The sequence below is a fragment of the Methanospirillum sp. genome, assembly GCF_035560735.1.
GTDB lineage: Archaea > Halobacteriota > Methanomicrobia > Methanomicrobiales > Methanospirillaceae > Methanospirillum.
The window spans coordinates 1-16,496 of the sequence record NZ_DATMYY010000094.1 but is presented as its reverse complement, the minus strand read 5'-3'; the positions used below and the strand labels follow the sequence as shown (position 1 = coordinate 16,496).

General features: G+C 48.4%; 14 protein-coding genes. 6 read left to right on the top strand and 8 right to left on the bottom strand.

The annotated features are described in order from the left end of the window. Positions 1–89: 89 nt before the first annotated feature. Positions 90–1,577: a bifunctional phosphoribosylaminoimidazolecarboxamide formyltransferase/IMP cyclohydrolase gene (gene purH / locus VN429_RS02925; protein WP_325629607.1), complete on the bottom strand. Its 1,488-nt coding sequence runs from the start codon at positions 1,575–1,577 to the stop codon at positions 90–92. Positions 1,578–1,656: 79 nt separating this feature from the next. Beyond that, positions 1,657–2,949, bottom strand: a complete 1,293-nt coding sequence (locus tag VN429_RS02920; RefSeq protein ID WP_325629605.1) for a DUF3821 domain-containing protein — start codon at positions 2,947–2,949, stop codon at positions 1,657–1,659. A 109-nt stretch (positions 2,950–3,058) separates the two neighbouring features. Between VN429_RS02920 and VN429_RS02915 the strand changes: the two genes are divergently transcribed. Beyond that, positions 3,059–4,288: an ArsB/NhaD family transporter gene (locus VN429_RS02915; RefSeq protein ID WP_325629666.1), complete on the top strand. Its 1,230-nt coding sequence runs from the start codon at positions 3,059–3,061 to the stop codon at positions 4,286–4,288. Between the two features lie 84 nt (positions 4,289–4,372). After that, on the top strand, positions 4,373–4,762 hold the full coding sequence (locus VN429_RS02910) for a response regulator (protein WP_325629603.1): 390 nt from the start codon (positions 4,373–4,375) through the stop codon (positions 4,760–4,762). A 537-nt stretch (positions 4,763–5,299) separates the two neighbouring features. Here VN429_RS02910 and VN429_RS02905 read toward each other — a convergent pair. Together VN429_RS02905 and VN429_RS02900 are read right to left on the bottom strand one after the other, a co-directional pair. Continuing rightward, positions 5,300–5,530, bottom strand: coding sequence for a helix-turn-helix transcriptional regulator (locus tag VN429_RS02905; RefSeq protein ID WP_325629601.1), 231 nt, complete (start codon positions 5,528–5,530; stop codon positions 5,300–5,302). Next, positions 5,520–5,942, bottom strand: coding sequence for a DUF2178 domain-containing protein (locus VN429_RS02900; RefSeq protein WP_325629599.1), 423 nt, complete (start codon positions 5,940–5,942; stop codon positions 5,520–5,522). The genes VN429_RS02905 and VN429_RS02900 overlap by 11 nt, the downstream gene beginning before the upstream one ends. Positions 5,943–6,068: 126 nt before the next feature. Between VN429_RS02900 and VN429_RS02895 the strand changes: the two genes are divergently transcribed. The 3 genes from VN429_RS02895 to VN429_RS02885 all read left to right on the top strand — a co-directional run bounded on the left by VN429_RS02895 (position 6,069) and on the right by VN429_RS02885 (position 10,350). Beyond that, positions 6,069–8,705: a PAS domain S-box protein gene (locus VN429_RS02895; RefSeq protein WP_325629597.1), complete on the top strand. Its 2,637-nt coding sequence runs from the start codon at positions 6,069–6,071 to the stop codon at positions 8,703–8,705. A gap of 27 nt (positions 8,706–8,732) precedes the next feature. Next, positions 8,733–9,785, top strand: a complete 1,053-nt coding sequence (locus VN429_RS02890) for a sensor histidine kinase (RefSeq protein WP_325629595.1) — start codon at positions 8,733–8,735, stop codon at positions 9,783–9,785. A 172-nt stretch (positions 9,786–9,957) separates the two neighbouring features. Next, positions 9,958–10,350 carry a response regulator gene (locus VN429_RS02885; RefSeq protein ID WP_325629592.1) on the top strand — a complete coding sequence of 131 codons (393 nt, stop codon included), beginning with the start codon at positions 9,958–9,960 and terminating at the stop codon, positions 10,348–10,350. Positions 10,351–10,413: 63 nt separating this feature from the next. Here VN429_RS02885 and VN429_RS02880 read toward each other — a convergent pair whose 3' ends face one another. Beyond that, on the bottom strand, positions 10,414–11,601 hold the full coding sequence (locus VN429_RS02880; protein ID WP_325629590.1) for a tetratricopeptide repeat protein: 1,188 nt from the start codon (positions 11,599–11,601) through the stop codon (positions 10,414–10,416). Positions 11,602–11,677: 76 nt separating this feature from the next. Here VN429_RS02880 and VN429_RS02875 point away from each other — a divergent pair, with 76 nt between their 5' ends. Further along, complete coding sequence (locus tag VN429_RS02875; RefSeq protein ID WP_325629588.1) at positions 11,678–12,130, top strand: GNAT family N-acetyltransferase; 453 nt, start codon at positions 11,678–11,680, stop codon at positions 12,128–12,130. A 36-nt stretch (positions 12,131–12,166) separates the two neighbouring features. Here VN429_RS02875 and VN429_RS02870 read toward each other — a convergent pair whose 3' ends face one another. Genes VN429_RS02870 through VN429_RS02860 form a run of 3 tightly spaced genes read right to left on the bottom strand, consistent with a single transcriptional unit; the run spans position 12,167 to position 16,240 of the window. Continuing rightward, positions 12,167–13,444: a PKD domain-containing protein gene (locus VN429_RS02870; RefSeq protein WP_325629586.1), complete on the bottom strand. Its 1,278-nt coding sequence runs from the start codon at positions 13,442–13,444 to the stop codon at positions 12,167–12,169. A gap of 41 nt (positions 13,445–13,485) precedes the next feature. Continuing rightward, entirely contained in the window at positions 13,486–14,640 is a 1,155-nt protein-coding gene (locus VN429_RS02865) for a hypothetical protein (RefSeq protein ID WP_325629584.1), read from the bottom strand. Between the two features lie 13 nt (positions 14,641–14,653). After that, positions 14,654–16,240, bottom strand: a complete 1,587-nt coding sequence (locus VN429_RS02860) for a tetratricopeptide repeat protein (protein ID WP_325629581.1) — start codon at positions 16,238–16,240, stop codon at positions 14,654–14,656. Between the last annotated feature and the right edge of the window lie 256 nt (positions 16,241–16,496).

Here is a 16,496-nt window from a genome sequence, read left to right as displayed (position 1 = left end):
GATACACGACTCCATGAGTGAATAGAGATGCTTTCGGGCTCCACATATAAATGACGGAGCGCAGCATTAAAAAAAGATATTAGAACTCTTCAGTGTCTGAAATATCTGACACCGGTGAAAACCATTGCGATGTTGAGCCGGTTGGCTTCAGCGATCACCAGATCATCCCTGATTGATCCACCCGGCTGGATAAGTGCTGTTGCTCCTGCTTCTGCTGCAACCTGCAGAGTGTCAGGGAACGGGAGAAAAGCATCTGATGCAACGGCTGTGCCTTTGAGCGGAGAGAGCGATCTCGAAACCGCGATACGGGCTGAATCTACCCTGTTCATCTGACCTGCTCCGATACCTATTGCTTTCGTACCGTCAGCAAAGACAATGGCATTGCTCTTTGTGTGTTTGCAGACCTTCATGGCAAGGTGCATGGCGGCCTCTTCTGCTGCGGTTGGGTCCCTGTCTGAAACAACAACCCAGTCCTCTCTGAAACTTGTGCTCCGCTGTACAAGGGCTCCCCCATCAATCGTCCTTATCTCGGTCTTCTCCACCGGTTCAGGGAGCGTGAGAACCCTCATGTTCTCTTTCTTTGCAAGAATGGGAAGTGCTCCCGGTGAATATGATGGTGCTACCAGGACCTCGATAAAGGTTGATGCAATTTCCTTGGCAAGGTCTTCTCCAACCTCCCGGTTGACAGCAACGATACCTCCGTATGCTGACACCGGATCTGAATCACGGGCAGTGATGTAGGCAGTGCAGATGTCTTTCCCGGTTGCAACCCCACAGGGATTGTTATGTTTTACTATGACTGCTACAGTTTCTGAAAATTCTTTGAGCAGTGAGACAGCTGCATCCAGGTCAAGGTAGTTGTTGTATGACATCGCCTTTCCCTGAACCGGCACTGCCCCTGCAATACCTGACTCGCCGTATACAGCAGCCTCCTGGTGTGGGTTTTCACCGTACCTGAGAAGTCTCCCGTTTCTGTACTGTATAGACATGGTGTCAGGGAATGTGCCTTCAAGATTTTGGAGGTAGTTGGATATGGCACCGTCATATGCAGCCATCTTTGTGAAAACCTTGCAGGCGAGGGCAAGACGCTGTTCATATTCAAACCCGGTTCCGCTCTTAATTGCTGATATGAGAGCAGGATAGTCTGATGGATCGGTTACTACCACAACGTCCCTGAAGTTCTTGGCAGCAGCCCGGATCATAGCAGGTCCGCCGATATCAATAAACTCGATAAGTTCATCGAGAGGTAGTGCCTGTTTTGCCATCTCTTCAAATGGGTAGAGGTTTACAACGAGGAGATCAATCGGCTGGATATTGTTCTTCGCCATCTCTGCCTCATCTTTTCCCCGTCTTCCCAGAAGTCCCCCATGAATCCTGGGATGGAGCGTCTTGACCCTGCCATCCATCATCTCCGGATGGCCGGTGTAATCAGAGACTTCAATAATTGGAATGCCTTCCTTCTCCAGTGTCTTTGCCGTCCCACCTGAACTCAGGATCTCAATCCCGGCCTCTGCAAGTGCTTTTGCGAGATCGATGATCCCATCCTTGTTCCAGACTGAGAGCAGTGCACGCTTCATGGGAATATACTAGGACATACGCGGTAATGAGAGTGATGGCTACAAGTGTCGCAAAAAGAAAAGAGAAAAATGAGGGCTCTTATTGGCTCCGCCGTGTTCCAATGAGCAGTGCTGCTGCACCAAGTGCTGCGCAGATCACACCGGGAGAGAGTGGACTTGCCTGTGTGGCTGTTGCAGACGGGGATGGCGGGTGTACATATGTCTGCTTTGGATGAGGGGTGTAGACTGGTGTCGGCTCATCAGTCTCTTCCTCGGTTGGTATAGGAGTTACAACTGATGTCCGGACGGAGGTGGGTTCTGCTGTCGGTTTTATGGTCTTCTTTTCGGTCATGTTTTCCAGTTCGGCAGCGGTTAACTTCTTGGTCGTGTTGGATTTCGTATCAGAAGTTGGCTCGCTCGTCACCTTCTTTGTAGGTGATTTAGTAGGGGTTTCAGTTGCATCTACTGAATTTTTATCTTTTGAACTGGATTTAGAGCTTGATTTTTCTTCGGTTGGTTCTGCGGTTATCTTCTTTGTTGGTTGTTCTGTTACGTTTTCAGCCTTCTTTGCAGCCTTCTTCTCGGTTGTGACACTCTCTTTCGTCACATCACTGCTTTTGTCTTTGCTGCTCTTTACAGTCTTTGGAGCCTCTGTTTCCTTTGCCTTTACTCCAGTCTTTCCTAGTGTGTATGTCTTCTTCTCGGTGACTGTTGCTCCAGAATCAGGGTTGTTATCGTTGATCTTATTGACATTGGTTACTGCAGAGATTGTGTAGTCCCCGTCAGGGAACTTCTTTGCATCAGTAGTGTCCCATACAGCACCAGTGTCATAGGGGGATGCATAGACGTATACTTTGTCAAGGTTGAAGTCCCCGGTTTGCGAGGAGGTGATTGTATGATACACCGTCTCATTAGGACCGGTAAGATTGATGGTAACCGGAGCGCCGGAAGAGCCCGAACGCTGGCTTATCCCTGCAAGGTTGGTTGATATCTTGAACGAGACAAGGTTTCCACGTTTGATCAAAGTTGGGTCAGTGTCCATCCCGTTCTCAACCATGTCTACTTCAAGGGTTGGATCTTCAACTGTGAAGATCGGTTTCTTGGTTATCAGGGCATACCATTGTCCGGTGTGACCTTTGAATGAGTCTGTATCGACTTTGAAATGCTGGACATCTGTGACCCGCGATCGTGCAGTCGGAGTCCCCTGTGCATTTCCTGAGTCCCACCAGGCAATTTCGTCTCCGGTGTGAACATCACAACTGGAGAGATCAAGGTCTTCTTCTCCTACGTACACCGTCCCTCCATGGGGCACTTTGTTGTCTGCTGCAAGAGCAGCAGGGATGAGCAGGAGTCCGATAAGAATAATGAAAGGAATGAGAATGCGATCTGTCATACAATAATCTTAGCTACGTGTGCCGTTTCGCGGCTTTAGGGTTATCCCCCTTTAAGGTCCTCGGTAAGTGATACTCAAATATCAGGGATGACCACTTTTCTGCACGCATCTGAGTCTCCTCATTCTGGGTCTTGTCTTCCTCCTTATTACAGTCAGACAAATTGGGAGTTTTACCTTTAGGATATGGCAGGTTATGACTGTGGGGGCAGTTCTTGTCCTTCTAACCGGGGAGATTTCTCTTCCAAAAGCCATTTCAGCAATTAATCCTGATGTAATGATTTTTCTCTTTGGTATGTTTGTGGTTGGAGAGGCTGTTTGTGTGAGTGGTCTTTTAGCCGGAGTGTCTGATTATATCTGCAAGGTTGCCAGAACACGGGATCAACTGCTGCTCATATTTGTCGCAGTAATGGCTGTAGCATCAGCATTCCTGATCAATGATACTGTTGCGATCATAGGAGCTCCTCTTGCACTCTCCCTCGCTTACAGGTATCGTATCCCCCCTGCAGCGGTGCTTATGGTTCTCTGTTTTTCTCTGACCACCGGGAGTGTCCCAAGCCCAATCGGAAATCCACAGAATTTTCTGGTCGCTTCATACTGGAATCCCCCTGATCCATTCCTGTCATTTGCTTCGGGTCTTCTCGTCCCTACACTTCTCAGTCTAGGTCTTATTGTACTGTTGATGAGGTCCAGTTGGATGAAATGCGATAATGGGGTTTTCCATCCTCCTGATCTTCCGGCTTCTCCTGACAGGCATCTTGTCAGAGTGACCATCCTCTCTCTTCTGATTCTTGTCGCCCTGATATTGATCAGAATAAGTTGCTCTATCTCCGGCAAAGCATCAGTGTTTCCTCTTGGTGTCATTGCCCTCTCTGCTGCCCTGCCGGTTCTTGTTCTGGCAAAACAGCGTGTTGTAATCATCAGGCAGATAGACTGGAGAACCCTGGTCTTTTTTACTGCAATGTTTGTTCTGATGCAAAGCGTGTATGATTCAGGCTGGTTTCAGGCCTCAATACCGTTTACCGATCTAACCACGATCCCCCTGATCCTCATGGTAAGCATCATCCTCTCCCAGTTGATCTCAAACGTCCCGTTCATTGCCCTTTTTCAGCCGGTAATTGCTGCATCAGGAATATCATCAGGATCTATGCTTGCCCTGGCTGCAGGATCCACAATAGCAGGAAATCTAACCATTCTCGGGGCTGCAAGCAATGTCATCGTCATTCAGCAGGCAGAGAAGGCTGGGGTGTCCATACGGTTTTCTGATTTCATCCGGATTGGACTTCCACTAACTCTTCTCCAGGCCATAATTTATACACTCTGGCTTCTTTACTTCACGTAACTTGGCTGGTTTGGTATTGCATGGCATATGTTTATGGTGTGAATCTGAAAACCACCCTAAGCATACTAAATTAGGATTTTAGGTATGAGCGGGATTCTGATAGTGGATGACAACCCTCTGCAGCTGAACCAGTTAAAAAGCATCCTGAACGAAGCAGGATATCCAGTTATCGGGGCTGCCTCTTCAGGAACTGAAGCAGTAAAACTTCTTAGGTCCATACACCCATCTCTTATTGCACTTGATATTGTGATGCCTGATATGAACGGTCTCGATCTTCTTCGATCCATACGGGCAGCCTATCCCTCTATTCCTGTAATGGTCTGCTCCTCGTTTGGGCATGAAGTTGTGGCTGATTTAGCTCAAAGATCGGGAGCTTTTGCTTTTTTTCCTAAACCGTATCCTGCGCTCCGCCTTCTTCAGGAGGTTGAGCGGATGATCGGCCCACCCAAGATCCGGGTGCCTGATCTATCATAATGCTAGGTTAGCAGGTCTGATATGAGAATAGAATGTATTCTGTTGGCATTATCAGAACTTTTAGAGGATAGAATTGGTAACGCTATGATCTGTTTCGGCGGTAATGCCGGCTGAGGGGGCTCCTGCTTAAGCAGAAGCCGCAGTCTGGGGGAAGTATTGTGTCTGGATCGGTGGTGTCCCGCTCAGACCCTCAGCCTTGAAGGGTATGGGGTGTATCTGGCCCCGGTATGTTCAGCCATGTATTGTTGTATTATGCGGGGAGTGCTGGATGGGGGGTGTATCTACATGACTGAACAGGAGGCATTGATTCTGGCATAATTTACCCTCTGATGAAGACGGCATACCGGATGGGTTGGTGTGGGGAATACAAACAACAAGATTCGGTTATCACCTCCTTTTCTTCTGTGCAGGTCTTTGCCTGCGCATGTATAGTAGTATTTACATTGTGTTATATCTACTTTCCTCTCGGGAACGTATGCTTGCCATTTTGTCAGATCTCTAATTAAATGTTCTGCAGGGATCGGGGCTGGTGAGTGATCAGGATTGTACTCCTGATCTCAGATCTTCTCCCTGAATCTCTTCATAGGTGAAAATTTCTTCGATGTGAACCCCGAAGCGGGATGATATCCTGAAAGCAAGTTCAAGTGACGGATCATACTTACCCTTCTCAATTGCAAGAATAGTCTGCCTGGTCACCCCTACATCCCTGGCGAGATCTTCCTGCGTTAGATCATTCATAGCACGAAAGACCTTTATTTTATTCTTCATCCTCCCCCCCGGCCCCATATTTTCTATCATACCAGGAGAGAAATATTACATACACGATTATCATGAGAAAGACGATAAACATGAGGAGAAATGAGAATCTGGCAACCTGATACGAGAATGGGCCAAATACTTCACCCCTGAGACTTACAACAACACCGCCGAGAGCATATGAGAAGAGGATAACTCCGAGGACCTGAAGGGTTCTAAGTGATGCCTTCTCGGTTATCAGGTGTGTCCGTTCATCGGCTACGACTTCATCAACGAGCTGCCGTATGATCCACGCTGCAATCACGCCGATGATAACTGCCCCTGTCATCACCAATGGTTCGAGGTGTTCAACAGACCAGAGAAATATGCCCACTTCGATCAAAGCGATGAATCCAAGCAGAAGAAAATATGTGTGTTGCTTCATAATGCTTCTGTGTAACGTATCATTGTACTAATTCGGATAAGATAAGTATGATCGTAGAACCGCGAATAAAAAAAACCTGCGCCAGGTCATTGAGGCGATATCCCCGCTGAATAAGGGTTTATAATCATGGAGTTTGATTCTGCCGTCCGGGTTCTTTTTGTTGATGACGAACCGGCGTTGCTCCATGCAATTCGCGATTATCTGACGATCATTCACTCTCTTGAGGTTGATATAACCAACGATCCTGCTGATGCCATTCAGAGCGGGCAGCTCTTCTCTTATGACTGCCTGGTTGTCGATTATGACATGCCTGATATGGATGGCATTACACTCCTGAAGGCGATCAGGCAGGTGGATCCTGATATTCCGGTCATCGTGTTCACTGGAAAAAGCCGTGAGGAAGTCGTTATTGAGGCAATCAATAACGGTGCGGACTTTTACCTGCAGAAGGGAGGCAATGCAGAGGAACTCTTTGCAGAACTCGCGCATGACATTGGAAAAGCGGCACGACGGTTCAGGGCTGAGCGTGCCCTCACAGAAAGTGAGCAACTCTACCGGGCAGTAGTGGAGGATCAGACTGAATTCATCTGTCAGATGGATCCTGAAGGAGCAATCAGGTTTGTAAACAGTTCTTTTGCAAAGTATATCTCCAGAGAACCGGAGAACCTTATTGGTTCAGACTTCTTTTCACTCTTCGGAGAGGGGGGAGAAAACCTGAAAGAGGCACCGGATATCTGCGACCCTGACAACCCGGTGGTTCATGCTGAGATAAGGAATATACGTTCTGATGGTTCAAAGTCAGATCTCCACTGGACGCTCAGGCTTCTCTTTGACTCCTCGTTTGAACCCAGGGAAATCCTGGCAGTTGGTCGTGATATAAGCGCTCAGAAAGAGGTGGCACGACAGACCTCAATTCAGCGTGATCTCGCCCTTGAACTGGCAATGGTCTCATCAGTGGACATGGTACTTGAGTTATCGCTCAAGGCTGTCGTCAAGCTTACGGGAATGGATACCGGCTCGGTATATCTTCGGGACCGTGTTACGGGAACGGTTGTAAAGTCGTTAGATTGCGGTCCTCACCGTCGTTCACTCTGTCAGTTCATGGATATCTGGCAGAATGATAATGTTGATCTCCTTGCAGTCCTTGCCGGAACATCGCGGTATTATAGTCAGACTGATCTGAGCAGATTTGAGGCACCATTCCTCTCTATGGTCATCGTCCCGGTTCAGCGTTATGATGAGGTGACCGGCTGGTTTGTCGTGGGTTCTGACACCATGAACGAAGTTCCGGGCACATACCGTAGTTCCCTTGAGACGGTGGTTTCACAGATTGGAAATGTTATCGCCAGAATACAGGCTGAAGATGCACTGCGTGATGCGCTTATCGAGAGTGAGGAGCGTTATATGCAGCTCTCCGAATCATCGCCAGATGCCATTGCAATTCTCTCCTCACATAACCGTCCGGTCTATCTGAACCCTGCTGCCCTCTTCCTCTTTGGTGTGCACTCGTTTGATGAGTTTATGACCCGGCCGCTGAATGAGTACTTCGACAGTGCATCATATCCGGCAGTTTCAGATATGCTCTCTCTGAGTTTCTCACTCAGGAGGCCGAACTCATGTGAAGCTCTGATGTGGAGCAGACTAGGCAGGGAGATCTATGCAGAGTTGATTGCAGTGCCGATAACACAGTCAGGCGATACCGCAGTTCTGCTCATTATTCGCAACAGAACTGAACAGAAACTCTCCGAGCGTGCTCTTGCAGAGAGTGAACGCCACTTTCGGGAACTGGCCGACCTTCTGCCTGAGCCGGTTTTTGAGACTGATGCCTGTGGTCATGTGACCTTCTGTAACCAGGGTGCCCATTCTCTTCTTGCACCCGGGAATGATACAACGCTTATCGGTGTTTCATTTCTCCAGTTCTTCAGTGATGGAGATCAGGGTAAGTTAGGGACTGTTCTGGATGAGGTGAAGGCTGATCCTGCTGTCAGAAATGGTGACTTTACTGTCAGGGCAAAAGATGGCGGGGAGCGCTCTGTTCTCCTCTCTCTCTCACCGGTTTTCCGTGATACTGTATACGATGGTGTCCGCGGTGTCATCGTGGACATTACAGAGATGAAACAGTACCAGGAGACGCTCCAGCGGACTATCGAGGAGAAGGATGTCCTCTTCCGTGAACTCCATCACCGGGTTAAGAATAATATGCAGGTGATATCCAGTCTGCTCCAGCTTCAAGAAGAGTACATCGAGGATGAGCGTCTTATATCAGCGATTCATGACTGTGAGCAGCGCATCGCATCGATGGCACTGGTGCATGAAACACTGTATCGCAGTGATTCGCTCTCTGGCATTTCGTTTGCCACGTATCTTGAGAACCTTGCCGAAGAGGTTATCAGCAGTATCGCAACCGTAAGGGATATCAGGGCAGAGATAGATGTCGGAGATATCAGGTTCAATCTTGACACCGTAGTCACCCTTGGCCTGATTATCAATGAACTGATGGTAAATTCGATGAAGTATGCTTTCACCGGAAAAGGGAAGGGAATCATCAGCGTCTGTATGAAACACGGGGAGGGGTCTTACGTGATTTCTTATGCAGATGATGGAGTTGGCCTCCCTCCTGATTTCTCGATTGACTCATCGAGCAGCCTTGGAATGCGACTGGTTCGTGTTCTGACCCGTCAGTTACTGGGGTCTGTTACTGTGGGCGATTCTGAAGATGGCCCTGGAGCACGGTTTACCATACAGTTTCCGGTTCGTGAATAAAAGGGGGGGATAATTGCGACACAGATATTGGTAGTAGAGGATGAGGCGATTGTTGCAGAGTCTATTGCGTCTAAGTTGCGTAAATTCGGGTATGATGTTGCCGGGCCGGTTCCTACCGGTGAAGAGGCAGTAAAACTCGCTGGTGAGGTAAGGCCTGATGTGGTGCTGATGGATATCCATCTTGCAGGCACAATAGACGGGATAGATGCCGCAGGAAGCATCTCTGGATCATATCGTATCCCTGTGATCTTTCTCACCGCGTATGCGGATGATCAGACTCTTGAACGGGCAAAGGAGGCAAAGCCGTTTGGATATCTGATAAAACCATTCAGAGAACGGGATCTGCATGCAACCATCAGGATGGCACAGGAACGCTCACGTCTGGAAGCAGAACTTGAGGCAGCCAACCATGAACTTGACTCATTTAGTTACTCTGTCTCCCATGATCTGAGGGCGCCTCTTATTGCCATAGATGGGTTTTCCAGGATTCTTGAAGAGTCATACATGTCGTATCTTCCTGCTGATGGGCAGGATTGTCTTCAACGGATACGCCAGGCTGCCACTAATATGGATAAACTGGTCAATGATTTCCTCAGACTATCACGGGTTACCCGGGCTTCACTGGTGATGGAAACAGTTGATATCAGTATCATGGCAACAGAGGCCCTGGAAAATCTGTCTCATGAGCATCCTGACCGCAGTGTCAGATGGACGGTTGTACCCGGACTTGTGGCAGTCGGAGATAAGGGTCTCCTGCTGATAGCAGTGCAGAATTTAATCTCCAATGCATGGAAATATACGGGCAAAAGGAGTGAAGGCAGTATAGAAGTAGGGGGAACAATGCGTGGCAGGGGCCTGACATTCTATGTAAAGGATAATGGTGCCGGGTTTCCACCTGAAAAGGCGAACCTTCTCTTTGTCCCGCTCCAGCGTCTTCATTCCCAGGAAGAGTTCCCTGGAAATGGGATCGGTCTTGCGACCGTGCAACGAATTGTCTTCAGGCATGGAGGAAAGATCTGGGCTGAAGGGGTTCCTGATTCCGGCGCTACCTTCTGGATAACCCTGCCTGAACTCGGTTGATGATATTCAGGCTGATTTTACATCTGGCAAACGAAAGAAAAGTAATTTATGGCTACACCACGGAGATCGAAGACAGGTACAGGTGAATAAAGTCTTGTAGATCGTCAGGTTATTGAAAAATTTGATGGGGGCTTTGAATAGTTGTGCATAATCGGAAAAAAGAGGGATGGGGATGCCTCGGGTTCTAATTGTAGATGATACTGATTTTGACCGGAATCTTCTCAGAAATATTCTGGTCTCTGCCGGTTATGAGATAGCAGGTCTGGCGAGTGGAGGAGAGGAAGGGGTACGACTCTTCCGTGAACTAGTCCCTGATCTTGCCATGCTTGATCTGATCATGCCGGACCTGAATGGAATAGATACCCTGCGCAGGATTCGTGAGGAGTATCCTGAAGCACGGGTCATGCTCTGTACCTCGGTTGGTGAAGAAGGGATGGTGGATCTTGCCAGGAGAATCGGAGCAAAAGGATATATTGTCAAACCGTACCAGGCTGTAAACCTTCTCAAAGCAGTGGAACGGATCGTTGGTCCTCCAGGAAAGACGACAGGGATAAAATGGCAGTGACTGCCTTCCTGATGTTTTTTAAATATCGCGTCTCTCTTTTGTTCTTCTTTTTTATCTGAATGGTTATGCTTTTGCCTGGTTGGTTTCATTTTTTACAGGAGAGCCGGACGGTTCCTCGCCTGTCCTGTTTGTTATATTTGTCTCCGGCTTTGACACGGTTTTGTTGGGTTCCTGAACTGACTGATTAGCCGGGGTATCAGACACAGAAGCAACTCCTCCTTTCCTGAATGCCTCGGCTGCCTCTTTTGTCTTGTTCATTTTTTCGTATATGGCTCCGAGTCGTTGCCAGAGAGCTGTATCTGACGGTCTGCTCTCAGTTGCAGCCTCATATGACTGTGAAGCCTCTTTTAAGTGACCCAGTGCAGTCCAGGTATTTCCAAGGTTTGTCCAGGTTGCCCCGTCACTCGGATCCAGGGTAAGTGATTTTTCAAGGGCGGGCACTGCTTCGTAAAATCTGCCCTGTCCTGAAAGGATAGCACCGAGTTGGCCCCATCCTCCAGCCTGATCAGTTGAGATCTGCAGAGACTTTCTGACTGTTGTCAGAGCTTCCTCATATCGTGAAAGTCCTGCATACGCTGCAGCAAGCTGGTTCCACCCTTCGGTGTTGTTGGGGTATGTTGTGGTTGCATTAAGCAGGGTGGCAAGCGCTGCTTCATGGCTTCCTATGGCATTCTGTTCCCTTCCGAGCGGGATCAGAATGGTAGTATTGTTTGGTGAGATGTTCTGAAGTCTGGTATAGATATCAAGTGCTTCAGAATCACGTCCAAGTTTTGAGAGAACTGCCCCGTATCCTGCCAGTGCTTTTTCTGACCCTTTGTCAAGTCTGAGTGCGGCTGCGTATGCATCAGCTGCGGCCTTGTTGTTACCGGTAGCAGAAGCATTCTCTGCCTTTTCATACCATCCTGAAAAGGCCTTCTGAATATCCGCAGCGCTTGGGCCTGTCTGGTTTCCATCAGTGCCAGTCTTGTTCGCTGATACATTCCTCTCTGCCGTAGTATTTGTAAGAGGAGGCGATCTATTCACCTCCACCTGATCTGGATGCTCCTGTTTTTTGGTATCATTTACAGAAATATCGGATTTAGTTTCATTTTTTGAATCTGTCTGGTGGTCTGCCTGAGTCTCTTCTCCGGATATATTCTGCTGCAAGTCTGATCTGTCAGAGATGGAAACATTCTTCTCAGCACCAACCTGTAGAGAGAATGCCAGCACAAGGAGGAGGAGTGATATCGAAAGTGTCTTGATAATATCCATAGGATATGTTCTGTCAGATCTCCTTTTAATGGTTCACTGCGATCTCCACCTGGAATGCTCATAAACGGGATCAATTATGAAACAGATCAAAGTTAGAGAGATAACTGAGGCAGACTATTCCTATGTATGCCTTCTTGAACAGGGCTTATCAGGAGCTCAATATCAGGCAGCCGTATTTGTCCGCCAGGCAATAACTCTCTGGTCCCGGTTATTTCTTGTTGGTGAAGTGGATGATCAGATTGCCGGATATCTCGTTGGTTCAATCCCATGTGATGATCCGTCTTCAGGCTGGATACTGAGAGTGCGGGTCGATGCGGCTTTTCAGCGGATGGGTGTCGCATCCATGCTGATGTGCAAAATTGAAGATTCGATGAAGGATCACAGGATAAACCAGATCCTCCTCTCCTGTTCCCCGGAAAATCACGGAGCACTAACTCTTTACCATCGTCAGGGGTATACAGTCATAAGTCGCGAAACAGCGTATTTTGGTCCTGGTGAAGATCGCCTGATTCTTGGGAAAACAGTCTAATCAGGGATATTCGCCAGTACCTGGTTCTATGGCTTACTATTGCACCGTGATCCTTCGCACAGTCATTCCTGAACCTGATTTTCCTGATACTTTTAGCCCGACATCATACGTTCCCGGCGATTTCCAGGTGTGGATCGGATTCTGTTCCCATGAGGAAAAGCCATCGTTGAAATCCCATGCCCAGACTGTCGGCTCACCTGTTGATTTGTCAGTACATTTAACGGTATACTGTTTTTCAGTGAGAGGTTCTGCCGTGAATGTAACCTCATATACGGTGATGGTCTTTGCGGCAATTACATCCCCGCAACTTGTACTAACATCTCTGCTGCTCTCATACGTTCCCGGGAGTTCATACCGGTGAGATACCGAAACACCTGAAGCTGTTGTTTTATCCCCAAAATTCCATGTTCCTGTCAGAGGGTCTTCGGTTGTACCGCCTGTGGACTGATCCATAAATCTGACATCAAGCGGTGCATATCCTGAGAGTGGTTCGGCAGTGAATCCTGCCTGAACTGGTGGAACCTGCCCTGCCCCAACCGTGGTATTCATGAGATGCCAGGCGATGCTTGTCCCGTTTTCAGGGAGCAGTACTGTAAAGACATCCTGGTGATTTCCCGGTTGGAATGATGTTGGCTGGCCACGATCCTGAACTCCGGGAGAGAAGTAATTCCTGTCGCCGATGGGCAGTGTGACTGGGGTATTATGGCGGTTTATGTACCCAAATGAGGCCCTGATTGTCCCATTACCCAGGTTACACGGCCTAATGGATGTTGGAAAAAGCATTCCAGGGGCAGGAGTGATATCTGGTGTTGGTTGGATGGAAGGTGTCTGTGTGACTTCTTGTGTGGGCTTAGCCGGTGGGGGGGCAATCAGGGTATAATTGTTGAGAATTGTGGTAATCATCTCTTGATCGATGAGGTATTTTGTCCCTGTCATCTTCTCGATGGATCCGTCCCACTCAAGAAACCTTACCATGGCTGCTTTACTCTGTGATGTTCCATTTTCTGGTCTCGGGAGATCGGAATCAGTCCAGGTATCAGGGCCTGTTCCCTTTGGATTATTATAATCATGGAATGTGTAGGTCTTTCCTACATCGTTATACCAGAGCACCCTCATCCTGCTGGTTACCGATGGTGACTGATTAGTCTGTGTCTGGTTGAGTGATGACGGAGTTGTCTGAGAGACTGCTTTGGACTGTTTGATTGGCTCTTCATGACTTTGGGGAGTGTTCGTGATGAGAGTGATGAATCCTGCGGTAACCAGACAGAGAATGATGGCGACAGCGGCGACACGGTATGATGATGATTCTCCCATGGTGACCTGAATAGTATAATGAGTATGATTTGTGAGTGTAATCAAAAGAAGTCAGCGAGTGATCGCTGTGTTCTCATCTCTGTCAATAATGTGCTGTGTGTAATCCACCGGTTCATTCCAAGTGCTGATGAGGCTGCAACAACAGCTGCAGAAATGTTTTCGTACTGAGTTGGAGGTGATGCCATAGCCTGCCTGGTCACCTCCCTTATCACCCAGGTACCAAGCGGTGCCCAGTACTCGGAGGTGATCCATCTGATTACGATAACACGTGCATTCCGGTTTATCGAAGTAAGGTATTCAAGAACTGCCAGTCGTGCCGAGTAGTATGCCCCGGTGATTGGGGAATATCCTGTTTTATTGCGCCCTTCCCTGTCAGCCACGATCGTCTCATTCCCTCCTGCCCAGAGGGACTGACTGCCCCAGATCTCGATCATCTCAAACTGCCAGTCACCAGGAATAAGAATAACCGCAATCGCATTGCCGAATTTTTTAGAGAAAAAAAGACTGATAGTGTCATAGTCCTGGGATCTGAACACCTGTGGCTTCAGGTTTTTTCCAAGCGTATCATCGACAGCAGTTATGGCCCACCTGGTGGGAACCATGTGTCTGCTCTTCTCTGTCCCAAGCAGGCCTGCTGACATTAGGCTGATGATCCGGTAGGTGTCGGTCCCCCCTTCTGTGAGTTCATGGCAGGCACCAGACGCGGGAAGGTCAGTATCACTTGTGATCCGGTCGACTACTCTCTCAACCTTTGCGTTGTCAAGGAGATCAAAGGATTTGATATTCCCTGACATTCCGATGGGGGCAACCATTCCGTCAAACCTGAGATCAAATGAAACAGGTCTGTCGAACGCTGTTTCAACACCGAGAGGGATACTGGACAAGGCTATCTCGTGGAGATGCTCTTCATACCGGTGCGGTGTGGATGTGGCCCTGATTGTCTGTGCACGTATGTTTACGATATCAGCAATAGAGAGGTCCCGGTTCATCCATTCCGGAGGATGATCCTGGTCGCTGGTAAGGAGTGGTCCGGCATTGACATCCGGATATCCTGAGCTCCCGACAAAGATCGAAGGAGTAGTGCCCACATATTCAGATTTGGGTATGGTCTTCATCTGGGCATGGAACCGGGATATGACCGGACATTGCTCGCGTCCACAAAGGCCCTTTCCTTTGCATGAGATACAGAGAGTCATCTCGTGTTACCGGTCAGCTCCTGATCAGCGAGAGGTCAATTTTTCTTATTTGATAGGGGTTGTTTCGCTCAACAAAGGCACGTTTCTCCCATGTGGGATTACCTCCCAGCCTCCAGCCACTATCATATGCAGGTGTGATTGAATCGATCTGATACCGATCATCAGTCTTGTTGTATGCCGTGACGACCAGGATTGTATCCACTCCTGCAGGATCTGGGCTGATAATGTCCCCTAAAACGTATTTAACCGGTGTCCTTGGAGGAGCTGAATCAGATCCAATGCCCACATCACTTATTGCAATCCTCCCTGCCCTGTGGTTGTACCGCTCTTCGAGTACAGGCCTCATAAACCACATGGCTGTTGCATTTGTCCGGTATCCCCACTCTCCCGTATAATATTGGAAAATATCATCTGCCTGGTACTGATCTGAAGCAGGATCATACCCAAGGATTACAAGCATCCCGGTATCTCCGGTTGCTGAAGGATTTACCAGATCACCTGCTGGGTAGATTGGCTCGGGATGGGAAGCCGGAATCCCGGTGACTGGAGCTGGGACATCATCATGAAGTCCGGCAGGTGTGCCACCCGGCCCCTGAGTTCCGATATATATTCCGCTCTCCTCAAAACTTCTCAAGCTCACATTGGTGATCATTGATCCAAGGCTCGTAAATGATCCGTTTGGCAGTCTGGCAGCAGGGGTAACTGAGTATGATCCATTGACCGGTGGTGAAATGATAAGCCACCAGGTGTTCCTGCCTGAATCCTGGATAATGTCACCGCTCTTAAACCGGGGTACGTCAGGAGGCAGCGTTGGAGTTGGTACCGGAGTTGCTGCCAATGGTGCAATCAGATCAGGAGATGGGGGAGGAAGTGTTGTGCTCAACACAACACTTTGGGTTCCATCCTTGTATGTTGCGATAACCATCACCCGCATCCCGGCGCTCAGGTTAGTTCCAACAAGATCTGATATAGGGATTGTGGCTCTAGAACCCCGGTCTACACCAAGGGTTGCAGGATCTCCGGGTTTCCCAGTGCCGATGGGGAGATTATTTACTTTCCAGGAGAAGGACGCAATCGAACTGATCTCACGACCGCCATCATTGGTTACGTTAATAAATGACCCATTCTGGCTTGCAGAGATCAATATGCCAGGCCCTGGAGAGGCAGCAGGAGTTGTGAAGAAGGAGATGGCAGAGATCAGGATGAACCCTGCAATGATAATGAGAGCAATAGCCATACCTGCAAGCAGAAAAGGCTTATCGAGAGGTATTTTGTCCAGAGGGATATGATCAAGAATTCCCCCTCTCGGAGATAATTCATGCGAAGGCTGGGGATTTTTCAGGTGCCTGGAATTCGTCTTCCTGTTTTTTTGGTATATTGGATTATCAGGTAATATGGTCAGGGCGTTTTCAAAGCAGAGATCAGCGTCCTCATATCTCCCTATCTTGGCACATGCAGTCCCCAGTGCATTCCATGCACGATCGTTCTGCTCATCATATTCAATTGCATCAGAGAGTAACTCCACTGCAGTCTGAAAATCACCTGACCTGAATGCCCGGAGACCCCGGCTGAACTGTCCTGATTTGTCCTCGGTTCCCATGATGACCTGAATAACCCTTTCAGAAGATCCTTCGCAGTTTCTCTTAAAAAAATGTTTCAGGCCTGAAACCGGGTGGTATTTTCCAGCCTGATGTATATTCTTTGTTTGTATCTATTCGATGACAGGGAATGTTATGAACATGTAGGGTAACTGGTGAATGTCATTGGCTGTGGTTCCTGGTAATCTGCTTCGTACACACTTCCGACACTTTCTTTATACACGGGTTTAGGAGTAGGAGCTGAAGACACATTATCTG